Raw genomic sequence first — 15,000 nt, 5'->3', positions numbered from 1 at the left:
GGAGACAAAGCATGAGCGGGATCGAATGGTTGATTGCAGTGCTGGTGCTGCTTGGGGCGATTTTTGTGCTGTTGGGCTCTGTGGCACTGGTGAAGTTACCGGATTTTTATACCAGGCTGCATGGGCCTACCAAAGCAACGACGCTTGGCCTCGGCAGTTTAGTGCTGGCTTCGATGATATTTTTTAACTTTGTCCAAAATGAGTTAAGTCTGCAGCAGTTACTGATTGCGTTGTTTTTGTTTATCACAGCGCCGGTCACCGCCTATATGCTGATTAAAGCGGGCATGCATCAGAAAGTGGCAGCGCTTGAAGTGACCAAAAATCAGCATTTAATGCAGGTCTCTGGCAAAAAACCTGCGCCATAAGGCTATTCTTCGTCAAAACCACTTTCAATGAGCAGCACCACCGACTGCAAAGCGGCTTCCGCCTGATTGCCGTGGGTGACCACTTCAACGGTTTTGCCTTTGCTGCTCGCCAGCATCAATAACGCCAGCACGCTGCTGGCATCGGCGGTACGACCTTCTTGTTGTAGTTCGATAGCTGCATCAAACTGCTGACACAATTGCGCCAGTTTGGTGGCAGCGCGGGCGTGTAAGCCCAGTTGGTTGACGATAGTGACCGTCTTGGAAAAACTACTTGCCATGATGTCTGATCAACTCCCGATGACGAATTTGTACATCTTCACGCAGCGCCCCGAAGCTCTTCGCCAGACATTCCACAATATAAACTGAACGATGCTGACCACCGGTACACCCAATGGCAATGGTTAAATAACTGCGGTTATTCCGCTCTAAATCGGGTAACCAGGTACTGATAAACTGATTAATTTGCTCAGTATATTTCCCAACCACTTGCTGCGCAGCCAGATAATCTTTCACCGGCTGATCCAGGCCAGTTAGAATTTTCAGCTCCGGCTCCCAATGTGGATTGGGTAAAAACCGCGCATCAAACACATAATCGGCATCTTTGGGGATACCATATTTAAAGCCAAAAGATTCAAACAAGATCACCAGACGGCCGGTTTTCTGGCCGAGAATGCGCTCGCGTAATTGTTCGGTCAACTGATGCACGTTCAGTTCAGTGGTGTCGATATACAAATCGGCGCGACTGGAGATTGGATCTAACAGTTGTTGTTCACGCTGAATGGCTTCATCCAACGACATCGCCTGATGTGACAACGGGTGTAATCGGCGGGTTTCGCTAAATCTTTTAATCAGGCTGCTGTGATCAGCATCCAGATATAAAATGGTCAGCTCTACTTTGCGTGGCAGATAAGACAAAATGTCAGTCAGTTCTTCCGGCTCTTGTGGCAAGTTGCGCACATCAATACTGACGGCTACCCGCTCGTATTGTCCCATCACCGCGTTGGCAAGTGTGGGCAGTAAATTGACCGGAATATTGTCGACACAGTAGTAGCCCAAATCTTCCATCACCCGCAACGCGACTGATTTACCGGACCCTGAGCGACCACTGACGACAAGGAGTTTCATTTGCTGGCCGCCAATTCGGAGTGGGTGAGCAGCAACTGGTACAGTTCCTGATCAGAGCCGATATGCCTGATTTTACGGGTCAAATCTTTTTGACTCAGTAAACGGGCGATGCCGGCGAGGGTGGTGAGGTGCGTCTGGCATTGATTTTCCGGGATCAGAATGGCACAGAAAATATCCACCGCCTGGTTATCAATCGCATCAAACTGGATGGCATCCTGGCTGACGACAAACACCAGCACCGGGCTGGTGACGTCTTTGAGTTTGCCATGCGGAATGGCAATACCACCACCAATACCGGTGGAGCCCAGCTTCTCCCGGGCCATCAGTGCTTCAAAAATAGTGGATTCCGGTAACTGCGGTAATTGCTTGTGAGCAAGTTCGGCGACGTATTCCAGAATGCGTTTTTTACTATTAAAAAGGACCGCACTTTTTGTGCAGTCCTTCGATAACATTGAGCTTAGGTTCATAAGTCCGATTTCAGTGACGAGAAATTTTTTCTTTATGTTTAATGACTTGTCGATCAAGTTTATCGATCAGTGTGTCAATGGCTGCGTACATATTATCATCTTCGCTGATTGCAAACACCTCTCCGCCATTTAAATGCATTTTTGCTTCGGCAATTTGTTTTAATTTCTCCACATTGAGCACAACATGCACGTTGTTGATGTGGTCAAAATGCCTTTCAAGTTTTGAAAACTTGCTGTCTACATACTCTCTCAGTGCTTCAGTGATTTCAACATGACGACCAGTTAGATTGATTTGCATAGACATTTCCTTCTTTAGTGAGCACTTATAGCAAGCTCTTGCGCTGATTTGACGGCGGTATGTACAGAGACTCACGGTATTTGGCGATGGTCCGCCGTGCTACGTTGATGCCCTGTTCAGAAAGAATTTCTGCCATCCTGCTATCGCTTAACGGCTTTGCAGGATTTTCCGCCGCCACCAATTTTTTAATAAAAGCCCTGATGGCGGTTGATGAACATTCACCGCCACTCTCCGTACTTACATGACTGGAGAAGAAGAACTTAAGTTCAAATATTCCTCTGGGTGTGTGCATGAATTTTTGAGTCGTGACCCGTGAAATGGTCGATTCGTGCATCCCGACCATCTCTGCCACATCGTTTAGTACCATCGGTTTCATGGCTTCTTCGCCATGTTCAAAAAATGCTTGTTGCTGTTGCACAATACAGTTGGCAACTTTCAGCAGCGTCTCGTTGCGGCTTTCCAGGCTCTTCAGGAACCATTTTGCTTCCTGTAAATGCGAGCGGATAAACTGGCTGTCGGACGAGTTGCGGGCATTTCGTGACATGGCCGCATACTGCTCATTAATTTTAATTTTCGGGAATGCATCCGGGTTCAGTTCGACCATCCAGCGGCCTTTGACCTTCTTCACGGACACATCCGGTACTGTGTACTGCTGTTCTTCGCGGATGACATCAGCACCAGGTCTTGGGTTCAGACTGTGAATGAGTCGCATCACTTCGCGCAGGTCATCTTCCTTGAGTCTAGTCACCCGCATCAAAGAACGGAAATCTCTATTGGCTAAATATTCGCTGTAATTGCGGATAATGTCGCAGGTTTCGGCCAAAAATGGCGTCGCCGGGTCAAATTGCCGCAATTGCACTAATAAACATTCCTGAATAGTGCGGGCGCCCACACCAACCGGATCAAAGAGTTGAATGCGTTTAATCACCGCTTCAACTTCATCGGCTTCGATCTCTGGTAAACCGAGCGACTCCAGGATGTCTTCGCAGCTGATGGTCAGCAAACCGTTGCCATCAATGGCTTCGATAATAATTTCGGCAATGGTCAAATCGGTTTCGGAAAAAGGGGTTAACCGCATTTGCCAGCGTAGATAGTCTTGCAGAGTTTCGCTGGTTTCGCCTTGAAAAACGGTATCTTCGTCACCGTTATAGGTATTTGCCACCGGCGTCGCACTGACCATATCGTCCCAGTTGCTGTCGAGTGGTAAGTCTTCTTTGATGTTTTGTTCGGTCATGGCCTCGCTGGTATCGGGCACTTCCGGCTCAAAATGTTCGTCACTGGAATAGCTGTCGATTTCGGCTTGTTCGCGCGGGTCGGCTTGTTCTGGAGTGCTGCTGTTTTCGTTGTAGTTATTGAACTCATCATCCGCTTCCAACAGCGGGTTAGCATCCAGCGCTTCTTGTATTTCCTGTTGCAATTCAATGGTCGACAACTGTAACAGCTTAATAGCCTGTTGCAGTTGAGGGGTCATTGTAAGTTGCTGTCCAAGCCGGAGTTGTAAAGATGGCTTCATGTACTTCTGGTCACTCCTGACGGCCAGTCTGAACTGGCTTTTTGCTAACTATAGCCTGAATTGCTCGCCGAGGTATACATCTCTGACCTGCTGATTTGCTAATACCTCAGCCGGTGAACCGGACGCTATCAGTTCCCCATGACTGACAATGTAGGCGATTTCACAAACATCAAGGGTTTCCCGCACATTGTGGTCGGTGATCAACACGCCAATACCGCGATTGCGTAAATGCTGAATGATTTTCTTGATATCCAGTACTGAGATCGGATCCACGCCGGCAAAAGGTTCGTCCAGTAAGATAAACGCCGGATTGGCGGCCAGCGCACGGGCAATTTCAACTCTGCGCCGCTCACCACCGGATAAACTCATGCCAAGGCTGCCGCGGATATGGGTAATATTAAATTCGTCCAGCAGCTCGTCTGCGGTTTGTTCCCGTTGATCATCGGATAAGTCTTTGCGGGTTTGCAAAATGGCCATCAAATTATCAAACACCGTCAGTTTGCGGAAAATGGAACTCTCCTGCGGCAGATAACCAATGCCTTGACGGGCGCGCGCATGGATCGGATCAAAAGTAATATCCTTGCCGCCCAACGAAATCGTGCCTTTGTCTGAAGGGACAAGGCCAACAATCATATAAAAGGTCGTGGTTTTGCCAGCGCCATTCGGGCCAAGTAAACCAACAATCTGCCCGGCATTCACTGCCAGGCTGACATCTTTAACCACCTGACGGCCTTTATAACTTTTGGCCAGGTGAGAGGCGACAAGTGTTTTCAAGTTATTTTTTCTCAGGAGTGAAAATGGTAGTCACGCGTTCAGTGTCTTTACCACTTTCAGCATTTAATTTTTGTTTTTCAAGGTCATATTGAATTTTTTCGCTTTTGACCAGGCTGCCGCTTTGGTTGATTTCAGCCTTGCCGGTCAGCGTCAACACGCGGCTAGCGACATCATATTTAATCTCATTGGCCATTGCCTGAATGGGTTTGTCGCCATCGAGCAATTGTGAGTACACGGCAGGGGAGCCAAAAGCAATAAACACTTCTTTGCCTTGCCCGGCTGAGCTGTCGACTTCCAGCCGATCGGCTTTAATCAGCAATGAGCCTTGTTTTACCACCACATTGCCGATGTAAATCAGTTTTTTCTCTTTCACACTGCCATCAAAATTGTCGGAATTGACACTGACTGGCTCCACAAAGTCTTTGTTTTGCGCCTGAGCAGTGAATGCGCACAGACTAAACAGCAGTGCCCACAGGGTTTTATTGATCATGACGGTACACTGTCCCTTTATGTTGATGTAGCTGTAATTTTTGCGTGATCAGATTTACTTTGACGCCCTGACCGTTGATGGCAAAACCGTCGCCAGAAATTATGACTTGCTGATTGGTAGAAATAACCTGTTGCTCAAACCCATATTCAAGTTGTTCTGATTCGACTTTATTAAATAATTCGCCTGATTTCAGGTTCTCCAGCAAGACGTTTTGCTCGAGCACCACTTTGTCGTCAGGATACAACACCCCATTGCTGCTGCTGACCTGCCATTTTGGCATCAGTTGCTCGAAAATAGTGTACGCCGGTTCTTCCAGCTGAATTTGCCCAAGTTGTTCAAAATGCGACATCTGGGTGGCCCGGATCATACCGGACATATTGCCCTTTGCATCAAAGCTGGTGCGGATAAGCTGATAGGCAACAAAATCCGGTTGCAGTTCAGTTTCCACCGCCATCGTCTGCGGTTTGTCATCGTCAACCAGCAGACTAAACAGAATACTGCTGCCGATGATCACCAGCAAAAACCAGAATAATTGTTTTTTCATGTGCTGCTGCCGCTAAAAGTAGCGAATTTTTGCTGGCAAATCAGCAGTAAATCACAAAGCTCACGCACAGCGCCAAAGCCGCCGTTCAGACTCGTTGTATAATGCGCATGTCGGCGTAAATATGGGTGCGCATCGTTCACTGCAACGGCTAAACCACAATGTTGCATCACATTCCAATCGGAAAGGTCGTCACCAATATAGGCAATTTGAGTGGGGGAAAGCTCAAGTTGTTGCTGCAGTTTGGCAAAGGCTGGCATTTTATCTTCCTGCCCTTGATAGACATAAGGTACGGTCAGTGATTTCATCCGGGCGCTGACGATATCTGAATTGCGTCCGGTAATCACCGCGACTTCAATGCCGGCATGGCGTAATGCTTTAATGCCATAACCGTCGCGGGTGTGAAAGGCTTTGAGCTCTTCACCCTGATTGCCGAGGTAAATCCGGCCATCGGAGAAAACCCCATCCACGTCACAAATTAATAAGCGAATGTCGGACGCCCGTTCGGCAACGCCAGCGGGGAGCGGCTGATACAAATCGGCGAATAATTTACTGTCTAACTCAGTCACTACATCACTCCTGCACGCAACAAATCGTGCATATTCATCGCGCCGACGGGGATATTCGCAGCAGAGACCACGATTAAGCCATTAATTTTGCGCTGTTCCATAATTTTTAACGCCTCGGCCGCGAGCATTTCAGGTTTGGCAGTAATGCAATTTTTAACCATCACATCGGCAATGGCGGTCTGGTGAATATCAATTCTTAAATCCAGTAACCGGCGTAAATCACCATCGGTGAAGATACCAGCGAGTGTACCATCGGTTGCCACGACTGCGGTCATCCCGAGCCCTTTTTCTGATATTTCTAACAAAGCTTCCTTAATTGTGGCTGAAGCAGGCACAAGCGGAATTTGATTGCCTTGATGCATCACGTCTTGTAATCGCAGCAGCAAGCGCCGACCTAGGCTGCCACCTGGATGCGACAGCGCAAAATCATCGGCCGAAAAACCACGGGCTTCCAATAACGCAACCGCCAATGCATCACCCATCACCAACGCCGCGGTGGTACTGGCCGTTGGCGCCAGGCCAAGCGGGCAGGCTTCTTCCGCAACTTTGACGCATAAATGCCAGTCGGCGAGTTTGGCTAAGGTGGATTCGGCGTTGCCGGTCATCGCCACTAATTGAATACCAAGTCGTTTAAGTACAGGTACTAACACCAGTACTTCATGGGTTTCGCCTGAGTTGGACAGCGCCAGCACGATATCTTGTTGGGTGATCATGCCAAGGTCGCCATGGCTGGCTTCGCCGGGATGGACAAAAAACGCCGGTGTGCCGGTCGAAGCTAAAGTGGCTGCAATCTTGTTGGCAATATGACCTGATTTACCCATGCCGACCACAATCACCCGACCGCGGCAGCTGAACATCTGCTGGCATACATCGGCAAATTGTTGATCCAAATACTGATTCAGCCCGTTGATAGCGGCAGCTTCAATCGCAAAAACCTGGCGTGCTTTGGCACAATAATCAATGGTCACGGTCTATTCTCCAGAGGGGCAGGGGCAAAACCTGGCCTGTTATTAAGCTGATATTCAGTTAACTGCGACAAAATGCGAACGAGTATCAACTAAAACAACCCCATGATCTTAAAAGAAGTCGATCTGGTGTGAACCCTGTGTTTGTTGATGGTATCGGCGAAATCGATATTTTCCAGCTTCTGTCATTGAATTGCAAAAAAAACCGTGAAATGCGAAACATTTCGATTTTTGCAACTGATTATTACAATTTAATATACGGACGCCCGCCGGTAAAACAGGTAAAATCTGCTGAATGAATCAACAACGATGTTGCATCCGCAGAGCGTCGACTTTATATTGCGCGCCGTTTTGCGATCGATATCTGTTGTGAAGCTGACTGATCAGCGTTTGAAAGGGAAATAAGTTGGAACCAATGATGGACAAAGCTGTGGCGAAACCACTGGTTGATATCCAGAACCTGACGTTCAGCCGTGGTGAGCGGGTGATTTATGACGACATGAGCATGCAATTTGCCCGTGGTAAAGTCACCGCAATCATGGGGCCGAGCGGGATCGGTAAAACCACCTTGCTGCGTTTAATTGGCGGTCAGTTAAAACCTGACGCCGGTCACATCTGGTTCGAAGACCAGGACATCCCAACACTGGGCCGCCGTGATTTATATCAGGCCCGCAAAAAAATGAGCATGTTGTTTCAAAGTGGCGCGCTGTTTAGCGATATGACCGTATTCGACAACGTGGCATTCCCAATCCGTGAACATACCAAATTGCCGGAAGAAATTATCCGGATGATGGTGCTGATGAAGCTGGAGTCGGTTGGCCTGCGTGGTGCACGCGATTTAATGCCAGCGGAACTTTCCGGTGGTATGGCACGACGTGCCGCGTTAGCCCGGGCTATTGCCCTTGATCCACAACTCATTATGTACGATGAACCTTTTGCCGGTCAGGACCCGATTTCGATGGGCGTGATTGTGCGGCTTATCCGTTCACTGAACGATGCACTGGGGCTGACGTCGATTGTGGTTTCGCACGATGTTAATGAAGTGATGAGCATTGCCGACTATGTTTATGTAGTCGCGGAACGCCGGGTGATTGGTCATGGTACGCCAGAGCAGCTGCGTCAGCATGAGTCACCGCTGGTGCAACAGTTTTTGCAGGGACTGGCCGATGGCCCGGTACCGTTTCATTTTAAAGCGGCCGATTATGCGCAAGAGCTGATGGAGTTAAAAGCTTGATACTGGATAAATTACAACAATTGGGCGCTGCCACTCTGGAAACTATTCAGGGGTTTGGCCGGGCAACGCTGATGTTGGCTGGTGCATTGTGGGGGCGTCCCCGTTTTGTTAAAGCCTGGCCTTTATATATCAAACAGTTTTATGTGGTTGGTGTGTTGTCGCTGCTGATTATTGTGGTATCAGGCCTGTTTATCGGCATGGTGCTGGCGCTGCAGGGTTACACCGTACTGTCAAAGTTTGGCGCCGAGCAAATGTTAGGGCCGTTGGTTGCATTAAGTTTGCTGCGGGAATTAGGGCCGGTCGTGACCGCCTTATTGTTCGCAGGGCGCGCCGGTAGTGCGCTGACGGCTGAAATTGGTTTGATGAAAGCGACCGAGCAGTTATCGGGGATGGAAATGATGGCGGTGGATCCGCTGCGCCGGATCATCGCGCCACGGCTCTGGGCTGGCGTCATCTGCATGCCATTGCTGGCAATGATTTTTACCGCCGTAGGTATTTTAGGTGGTCATTTGGTCGGTGTGGACTGGCTCGGCGTTGATGCGGGCGGTTATTGGTCAGCGATGCAGGCCAACGTTGATTTTGAACAGGATGTCCTGAACGGGATTATCAAAAGTACGGTATTTGCGTTTTTGGTGACAGTGATTGCGCTGCACAAAGGATTTGATGCGGTTCCGACTTCGGAAGGGATCAGTCGGGCGACAACTCAAACTGTGGTGACAGCGTCACTGGCAGTTTTGGGTTTTGATTTTGTATTAACTGCTGTCATGTTTGGTGGATGAGAAAATGACCACGCGTAAATTAGAAATTTTAGTCGGCGCTTTTGTAGCGCTTTCGATTGCCGCTTTAATGTTATTGGCGTTAAAAGTGGCCAATGCCGGTGTCGCCGGTTCCGATCAAAGTTATCAGTTGCTGGCAACCTTTGACAATATTGGTGGTTTAAAAGTCCGCTCGCCGGTGAAAGTCGGTGGTGTGGTTGTTGGCCGTGTTGCCAATATTCACCTGGATCCTGAACAGTTCCAGCCGGTCGTGACGCTCGAAATTAATAGTAGTTACAACAACTTCCCTGAGACCAGTTCACTGGCGATTTTGACCTCAGGTTTGTTGGGCGAGCAGTACATTGGCTTACAACCTGGGTTCGTCGACGAAAACGTGGAAATTCTTGGCAATGGTGATCGTATTGAAGACACCAAATCCGCAATCGTACTGGAAGAGCTGATTGGTCAGTTCTTATTTAATCGTGGGAATCAATAATGAAATTATTTGCAACTTTGGTCAGCGCTCTGCTGTTAGCCACCGCCGGTTTTAGCACTCAGGCAAATACTGCTGCAGTGCCAACCTATGACGACCCGTATAAAATGATGGAAGTTCTGGCTGACAAAACTTTTCAGCGCATTGCCGCTGATCAGCCGAAAATAAAGCAAAACGCTGAAGTGCTGCGCACCATCGTCAGCGAAGAGCTGGTGCCTTACATCGACAGCCGTTATGCCGCTGGTTATGTGATTGGCCAAAGCGTGAAACTCAATACCGTGCCAAAAGAAGACTTCAACACTTTTGTCACGGCGTTCCAGAACTATATGGTTGGTACTTATGCTGGTGTGTTTACCCAATACACCAATCAAAAAGTGATTATAGAGCCAGGTCAACCGGTTGATAAACAACGCAAAATTATTACCATCAAAACCCGCGTTATCGACCCTGGCAAACCAGATATCAAAATTGAATTTAAATTACGCCGGATGAAAGATACCAATACCTGGCTGGTTTACGACATGGTTGCTGAAGGCATTTCATTGCTTGACAGCAAAAGGTCGGAATTGGGTAGCCTGATCCGTCAGCAAGGTTTGTTAAGCGTAGCAGCCTTACTGGAAGAAAAAGCCAAAGCGCCAATCAAAGCGCCTGAGAAAAAGAAAGATGCTTGAAATTAAGCAAAATGGCGCCGTGTTGCAATTTGTCGGTGAGCTCAATTGCCACACCGTTGTTGCCTACTGGCCATTTAAGTTGCTGACGACAATGCCAAAACAAGCGGTGTTTGACCTGGGTGGTTTGTTGCATGTGGATACCGCAGGACTTGCTTGGCTGATCCAGCAACTGGCAAAAGCCCAACAACTTGGGATCACTCTGAAGTTTCAGCAAATGCCTGAACAACTTAGATCTTTGGCAAGCGTCAGTGATGTGTTGGCACTTTTACCAACGGATTAGCTGAAATTAGCCAGCGCTTTGGATATACTAAGCGCCTTGGTCAAGGATCAATGATCCTAAGTAGCGCACGCTGCTTTCAAGCTGAATAATCAGAAAACCCGGCCAATCGCCGGGTTATTTTTCTTTGTAACAGACCGATTTCGCCTACAGCAATTATGTTGTTTCAGCATTTATTGCCGCAGAGCCAACGGTGTGTTCCGACTGAGCAGGTCAATTGATGGATTGTAAACAAATCGAACAACGTCTGACTGAGCAGCTGCAGCTGGCTGAAGTCTATGTCACGGCTGATGGTAGTCATTATGCTGTTACCGCAGTGGGTGACTGTTTTGATGGCGTAAGCCGGGTGAAACAACAACAACTGGTGTATGCACCGCTGATGGCTGAAATTGCCGATGGTTCTATCCATGCGTTGTCGATCAAAGCGTTCACGCCGGTGCAATGGCGTCGCGAAAAACTCCTTAACCCTCCTGCGGTGTCGAATTAAATGCAACAATTTTTAGTCACAGGGGGCGCCACCCTGAATGGCGACGTCACGATTTCTGGTGCCAAAAACGCCGCATTACCTATTTTATTCGCGACCATACTGGCTGAACAACCGTCAGTGATCAGCAACGTACCGGTGTTGCGTGATATCGATACCACCTTTAAATTGCTGACCATGTTCGGTGCAGCAGTGCAGCGTGATGGTGACAGCGTCACTGTTGACGCCAGTCACATTCATAGCCAAATGGCTCCGTACGAATTAGTGCGGACCATGCGTGCTTCTATCTTAGCCTTAGGCCCGTTGCTGGCGCGCTTTGGCCATGCCGAAGTTTCGTTGCCAGGCGGTTGTGCCATTGGCGCCCGGCCGGTCAATTTACACATCGAAGGCCTGCGTAAAATGGGCGCGCAGATCAGTGTCGAAAATGGTTATATCAAAGCCAAAGCAGACCGGTTAAAAGGTGCGCATATCGCGATGGATATGGTCAGTGTTACCGGCACCGAAAACCTGCTGATGGCAGCGGTGCTGGCCGATGGCGTGACCATTATCGAAAACGCCGCCCGCGAGCCGGAAGTGGTCGATTTAGCAACGTACTTATCTGCGATGGGTGCGAAAATTACTGGTGCCGGTAGTGCGACGATTAAAATTGAAGGTGTGGAGCGCCTAATTGGCGCTGAGCATCGGGTACTACCGGATCGGATTGAAACCGGGACATTTTTGGTGGCTGCAGCCGTCACTGGCGGTGATGTAACTTGCCGTAATACTGATCCGGGTGAACTGGAAGTGGTATTAGAAAAGCTGCGTGAAGCGGGTGCTGAAGTCACCACCGGCGATGACTGGATCCGGCTGAATATGACCGGCCGTCAGTTAAAATCAGTGAATGTGAAAACCACGCCACATCCAGGTTTCCCAACTGATATGCAAGCGCAGTTCACGGTACTGAATGTGCTGGCTGAAGGTGTTGGTGTGGTCACCGAAACGATTTTTGAAAATCGCTTTATGCACGTGCCGGAATTACAACGGATGGGTGCGTTGATTCAGCTCGAAGGCAATAATGCCTTGTGTCAGCACACCACACAGCTCACCGGCGCACAGGTGATGGCAACCGATTTACGCGCATCTGCCAGTCTGGTGATCGCAGGTCTGGTGGCGAGTGGCAATACCATTGTCGATCGGATTTATCACATCGACCGTGGTTATGAGCAAATTGAGCATAAACTGCAGGCGTTAGGCGCGAAAATTGAGAGGATTAATGCTCCAGCCTAAAACTTGGTTGAAGCCATAAAAAAACCGCCAACTGGCGGTTTTTTTATGCACCGGAGATTAATGTGCCTATTCGGTATCCAATCGGGTACCAATGCGGGTTGGAATAACCATCCGTTGCCCACGCCGTTCAATCACGATTTGCACATCGGTATCTGGAACAGATTCGGCAACGATGTCCAGCGCCTGATTGACGCTGGTGAGCATGACCCCTTGAATTTCAAGCATAATATCATCGGCCAATAGACCAGAAACGGCGGCAGGACCAAGGTTTTCAACATCGGTAATTTTCATACCATAGAACTTTTGTGCTGTTGAGAACTGCCGTTCACCTGACGAATTAATGACTGGCTCACCGCTTAAACCTAAATAACCACGCACCACCCGGCCGTGGCTAATCAGTTTCTCCATCACGGTAAAGGCCAGTTTATACGGCACCGCAAAGAAAATACCCTGCACTTCCAGATTACGTTGGCGCTGAAAGGCAGCAGTGTTGATGCCGACTAAAATGCCATTGCTGTTGACTAAAGCGCCACCAGAGTTGCCGGCATTGATGGCCGCGTCCATTTGCATAAAATCAGTGTAAGTATTGGTGCTGAGGCCGGCACGACCTGTCGCGCTGATAATGCCTTGGGTAATCGACTGCCCCAGATTTAATGGGTTGCCGATGGCCAGCACTAAATCACCAACCTGCGGTTCGATGTCCGGTAGTTGTGGGATCACCGGTAAATTATCGGCTTTGACGTAAAGTACGGCTAAGTCAGTCAACCGGTCCTGACCAATCAACACGGCCTCAAGTTGGCGGCCATCTTGCAACGCAACCACGATTTGATCAGCGCCGTTGACCACATGGTAGTTCGTCAGAATATATCCATCCGCGCGCATGATGACGCCTGAACCTAAAGACTGATTCTGGATAATACGTCTCTGATAAGAGCGGGGATCTTGCTGGGTAGTGACGGTATACACATTGACTACGGCAGGCGCAGCGGCACGCACTGCTTTGGCATAAGAAATGGCCGACTGTTCCTGATTTTGTGGTTGAAGCCACTGATTAAGCTGAGTGACGCCATTTTGTTGGAACAGCAACAGCCAAAGCAAAGCCAGTGCTAAACCATAAGCAATGCTTCGAATGATAAAAATCAGCGATTTCATTAATTTAATTTATTCAGAACAGTCAGAATCGAAGAAGCATAGCATTGAAGTGGGCGAAGATGTAGCAGAAAAATGTTGCAAAATACCACTCAGACTCAGGCAAGGACTGCCTGTTGAGCCTGAGTGGTCAGAGGGAGGCTATTAACGGATTAACACATAATAGACTGCGTTTTCGCGTTGTACCTGTAGCGCGATCACACCTTTGGCTTTGCTCAGGATGTCCCGTAGCTCTGCGACATTGCTCACTTTGGTGCGGGCAACACCAATGATCACGTCTCCTTTTTGCAAACCTAGTTGGGCTGCAGGTGAGCGTTCTGCAACTTCCGTCAACATCACACCGGCAGTGCCGTCCTGAGTTTTTCCATTAGAGAAACTGGCACCGGCCAGCATCTCGTGCATCGTGCCCGCCGTAACATTGGCTTGATCCGATTCAGATAACTTCACATCAAAACTCAGCTGTTTATCCTCACGCAGCACACCGATTTTCACCGATTTACCCACGCCCATCGAACCCACTTTGGCCCTTAATTCTGACATCGACTGGATTGTTTTGCCGTTCAGGCTGACGATCACATCACCAGAACGCAGCCCGGCTTTGTCGGAGCCACTGTCTGGTGTCACCCGGCCGATAAATACACCTTTGGTCGATTTCACCTTCATCGCTTTGGCGATATCTTCATTTAAATCGTTGCCTTCAACGCCGAGGATGCCGCGTTTTACCTCACCGAATTCAATAATCTGGCTGACCAGGTTTTTCATCATGGTTGACGGAATGGCAAAACCAATCCCGACATTGCCACCGGCAGGGCCGATAATGGCAGTATTAATCCCAATCAGTTCACCGCGTAAATTGACCAGTGCACCACCGGAGTTGCCGCTGTTAATGGCAGCATCGGTTTGAATAAAGTCTTCATATTTTTCGCTATCCAAACCACCACGGCCCAAGGCACTAACCATACCTGAAGTGACGGTTTGACCCAGACCAAAGGGGTTACCGATGGCAATGGTAAAATCACCGACCCGCAAGTTGTCAGAATCGGAGATTTTAATTTCAGTCAGGTTGTCAGCGTTAATTTGCAGTAGCGCGACATCGCTTGCCGGATCTTCGCCGATTTTTTTCGCTTCAAAACTGCGGCCATCGGTGAGGGTGACACGGATCTCATCGGCCTGATTCACCACATGGGCATTCGTCACTACATAGCCCTTTTTGGCATCAATAATCACGCCTGAACCCAGGCCACGAAACGGTTGCTCGCGGCGTAATTCACCTTGGTCGAAAAATTGTTGAAAAGCGTCCGGCATCCGTTGTCTGACTTCGCGGTTGCCTGCGACATTAATGTTGACGACTGCCGGGGTGATTTTTTCCAGCATTGGCGCCAGACTCGGCATTTTCTGACCGGCTTCGGCACCAAAAAACGGAATTTTGGCAGATACATAAGAAGAATGGGTGAACAAAGAAGCAGCCAGCAGGCTGGCGGTGAGCACAGATAACTTCATTTTCATATCGTGATGGTCTCCATAGGAACAGTGCCTACAGAGACTCATCATTTTGCAAAAAGTT

General features: G+C 48.9%; 20 protein-coding genes. 8 read left to right on the top strand and 12 right to left on the bottom strand.

Annotation, left to right across the window (positions count from 1 at the left end):
- Nucleotides 1-11: 11 nt before the first annotated feature.
- Nucleotides 12-365, top strand: coding sequence for a Na+/H+ antiporter subunit G (locus EOE67_RS01470; RefSeq protein WP_127697273.1), 354 nt, complete (start codon nucleotides 12-14; stop codon nucleotides 363-365).
- A 2-nt stretch (nucleotides 366-367) separates the two neighbouring features.
- On the opposite strand, the gene EOE67_RS01465 is transcribed toward EOE67_RS01470, so the two are convergent.
- The 10 genes from EOE67_RS01465 to EOE67_RS01420 are packed head-to-tail and all read right to left on the bottom strand — an operon-like array spanning nucleotide 368 to nucleotide 7,110.
- Complete coding sequence (locus EOE67_RS01465) at nucleotides 368-643, bottom strand: HPr family phosphocarrier protein (protein WP_127697272.1); 276 nt, start codon at nucleotides 641-643, stop codon at nucleotides 368-370.
- Nucleotides 633-1,490 carry an RNase adapter RapZ gene (gene rapZ / locus EOE67_RS01460; protein WP_127697271.1) on the bottom strand — a complete coding sequence of 286 codons (858 nt, stop codon included), beginning with the start codon at nucleotides 1,488-1,490 and terminating at the stop codon, nucleotides 633-635. Before rapZ ends, EOE67_RS01465 begins: the two co-directional genes overlap by 11 nt.
- Nucleotides 1,487-1,957 carry a PTS IIA-like nitrogen regulatory protein PtsN gene (ptsN, locus tag EOE67_RS01455; RefSeq protein WP_164852185.1) on the bottom strand — a complete coding sequence of 157 codons (471 nt, stop codon included), beginning with the start codon at nucleotides 1,955-1,957 and terminating at the stop codon, nucleotides 1,487-1,489. Before ptsN ends, rapZ begins: the two co-directional genes overlap by 4 nt.
- Nucleotides 1,958-1,967: 10 nt before the next feature.
- Nucleotides 1,968-2,255 carry a ribosome hibernation promoting factor gene (gene hpf / locus EOE67_RS01450; RefSeq protein ID WP_068067705.1) on the bottom strand — a complete coding sequence of 96 codons (288 nt, stop codon included), beginning with the start codon at nucleotides 2,253-2,255 and terminating at the stop codon, nucleotides 1,968-1,970.
- A gap of 25 nt (nucleotides 2,256-2,280) precedes the next feature.
- Nucleotides 2,281-3,768, bottom strand: coding sequence for an RNA polymerase factor sigma-54 (locus EOE67_RS01445; protein ID WP_127697270.1), 1,488 nt, complete (start codon nucleotides 3,766-3,768; stop codon nucleotides 2,281-2,283).
- 48 nt (nucleotides 3,769-3,816) lie between these two features.
- On the bottom strand, nucleotides 3,817-4,542 hold the full coding sequence (gene lptB, locus EOE67_RS01440; RefSeq protein ID WP_127697269.1) for an LPS export ABC transporter ATP-binding protein: 726 nt from the start codon (nucleotides 4,540-4,542) through the stop codon (nucleotides 3,817-3,819).
- Nucleotide 4,543: 1 nt separating this feature from the next.
- Nucleotides 4,544-5,032 (bottom strand): lipopolysaccharide transport periplasmic protein LptA, encoded by a 489-nt coding sequence (lptA, locus tag EOE67_RS01435; protein ID WP_127697268.1) that lies wholly within the window; start codon nucleotides 5,030-5,032, stop codon nucleotides 4,544-4,546.
- Nucleotides 5,022-5,576, bottom strand: a complete 555-nt coding sequence (gene lptC, locus EOE67_RS01430; RefSeq protein ID WP_127697267.1) for an LPS export ABC transporter periplasmic protein LptC — start codon at nucleotides 5,574-5,576, stop codon at nucleotides 5,022-5,024. The genes lptA and lptC overlap by 11 nt, the downstream gene beginning before the upstream one ends.
- Nucleotides 5,573-6,142 carry a 3-deoxy-manno-octulosonate-8-phosphatase KdsC gene (gene kdsC, locus EOE67_RS01425; RefSeq protein WP_206099390.1) on the bottom strand — a complete coding sequence of 190 codons (570 nt, stop codon included), beginning with the start codon at nucleotides 6,140-6,142 and terminating at the stop codon, nucleotides 5,573-5,575. The genes lptC and kdsC overlap by 4 nt, the downstream gene beginning before the upstream one ends.
- A complete protein-coding gene (locus EOE67_RS01420; RefSeq protein ID WP_276317427.1) occupies nucleotides 6,142-7,110 on the bottom strand; it encodes a KpsF/GutQ family sugar-phosphate isomerase in 969 nt (322 codons plus the stop codon). The genes kdsC and EOE67_RS01420 overlap by 1 nt, the downstream gene beginning before the upstream one ends.
- 412 nt (nucleotides 7,111-7,522) lie before the next feature.
- Between EOE67_RS01420 and mlaF the strand changes: the two genes are divergently transcribed.
- From mlaF to murA, 7 genes are all read left to right on the top strand, one after another.
- Nucleotides 7,523-8,341 carry a phospholipid ABC transporter ATP-binding protein MlaF gene (gene mlaF, locus EOE67_RS01415; RefSeq protein ID WP_231916771.1) on the top strand — a complete coding sequence of 273 codons (819 nt, stop codon included), beginning with the start codon at nucleotides 7,523-7,525 and terminating at the stop codon, nucleotides 8,339-8,341.
- Nucleotides 8,338-9,120: a lipid asymmetry maintenance ABC transporter permease subunit MlaE gene (mlaE, locus tag EOE67_RS01410; RefSeq protein WP_127697266.1), complete on the top strand. Its 783-nt coding sequence runs from the start codon at nucleotides 8,338-8,340 to the stop codon at nucleotides 9,118-9,120. The genes mlaF and mlaE overlap by 4 nt, the downstream gene beginning before the upstream one ends.
- 4 nt (nucleotides 9,121-9,124) lie before the next feature.
- On the top strand, nucleotides 9,125-9,592 hold the full coding sequence (gene mlaD, locus EOE67_RS01405; protein ID WP_127697265.1) for an outer membrane lipid asymmetry maintenance protein MlaD: 468 nt from the start codon (nucleotides 9,125-9,127) through the stop codon (nucleotides 9,590-9,592).
- On the top strand, nucleotides 9,592-10,260 hold the full coding sequence (locus tag EOE67_RS01400) for an MlaC/ttg2D family ABC transporter substrate-binding protein (RefSeq protein ID WP_127697264.1): 669 nt from the start codon (nucleotides 9,592-9,594) through the stop codon (nucleotides 10,258-10,260). Before mlaD ends, EOE67_RS01400 begins: the two co-directional genes overlap by 1 nt.
- A complete protein-coding gene (locus EOE67_RS01395) occupies nucleotides 10,253-10,540 on the top strand; it encodes an STAS domain-containing protein (RefSeq protein ID WP_127697263.1) in 288 nt (95 codons plus the stop codon). Before EOE67_RS01400 ends, EOE67_RS01395 begins: the two co-directional genes overlap by 8 nt.
- A gap of 217 nt (nucleotides 10,541-10,757) precedes the next feature.
- Nucleotides 10,758-11,024 (top strand): BolA family protein, encoded by a 267-nt coding sequence (locus tag EOE67_RS01390; RefSeq protein WP_127697262.1) that lies wholly within the window; start codon nucleotides 10,758-10,760, stop codon nucleotides 11,022-11,024.
- The gene (gene murA, locus EOE67_RS01385) at nucleotides 11,025-12,287 is read left to right on the top strand and encodes a UDP-N-acetylglucosamine 1-carboxyvinyltransferase (RefSeq protein WP_127697261.1); all 1,263 of its coding nucleotides are present in this window, start codon (nucleotides 11,025-11,027) and stop codon (nucleotides 12,285-12,287) included.
- Between the two features lie 66 nt (nucleotides 12,288-12,353).
- Here murA and EOE67_RS01380 read toward each other — a convergent pair whose 3' ends face one another.
- Together EOE67_RS01380 and EOE67_RS01375 are read right to left on the bottom strand one after the other, a co-directional pair.
- Entirely contained in the window at nucleotides 12,354-13,439 is a 1,086-nt protein-coding gene (locus tag EOE67_RS01380; RefSeq protein ID WP_127697260.1) for a trypsin-like peptidase domain-containing protein, read from the bottom strand.
- A 141-nt stretch (nucleotides 13,440-13,580) separates the two neighbouring features.
- Complete coding sequence (locus tag EOE67_RS01375; RefSeq protein ID WP_240652667.1) at nucleotides 13,581-14,936, bottom strand: Do family serine endopeptidase; 1,356 nt, start codon at nucleotides 14,934-14,936, stop codon at nucleotides 13,581-13,583.
- Nucleotides 14,937-15,000 lie beyond the last annotated feature (64 nt).

Origin of the sequence: Rheinheimera riviphila (assembly GCF_004005945.1) — a bacterium.
GTDB lineage: Bacteria > Pseudomonadota > Gammaproteobacteria > Enterobacterales > Alteromonadaceae > Pararheinheimera > Pararheinheimera riviphila.
Note: the sequence above shows the minus strand (reverse complement) of the source record. Positions and strands in the feature narration are given on the sequence as shown.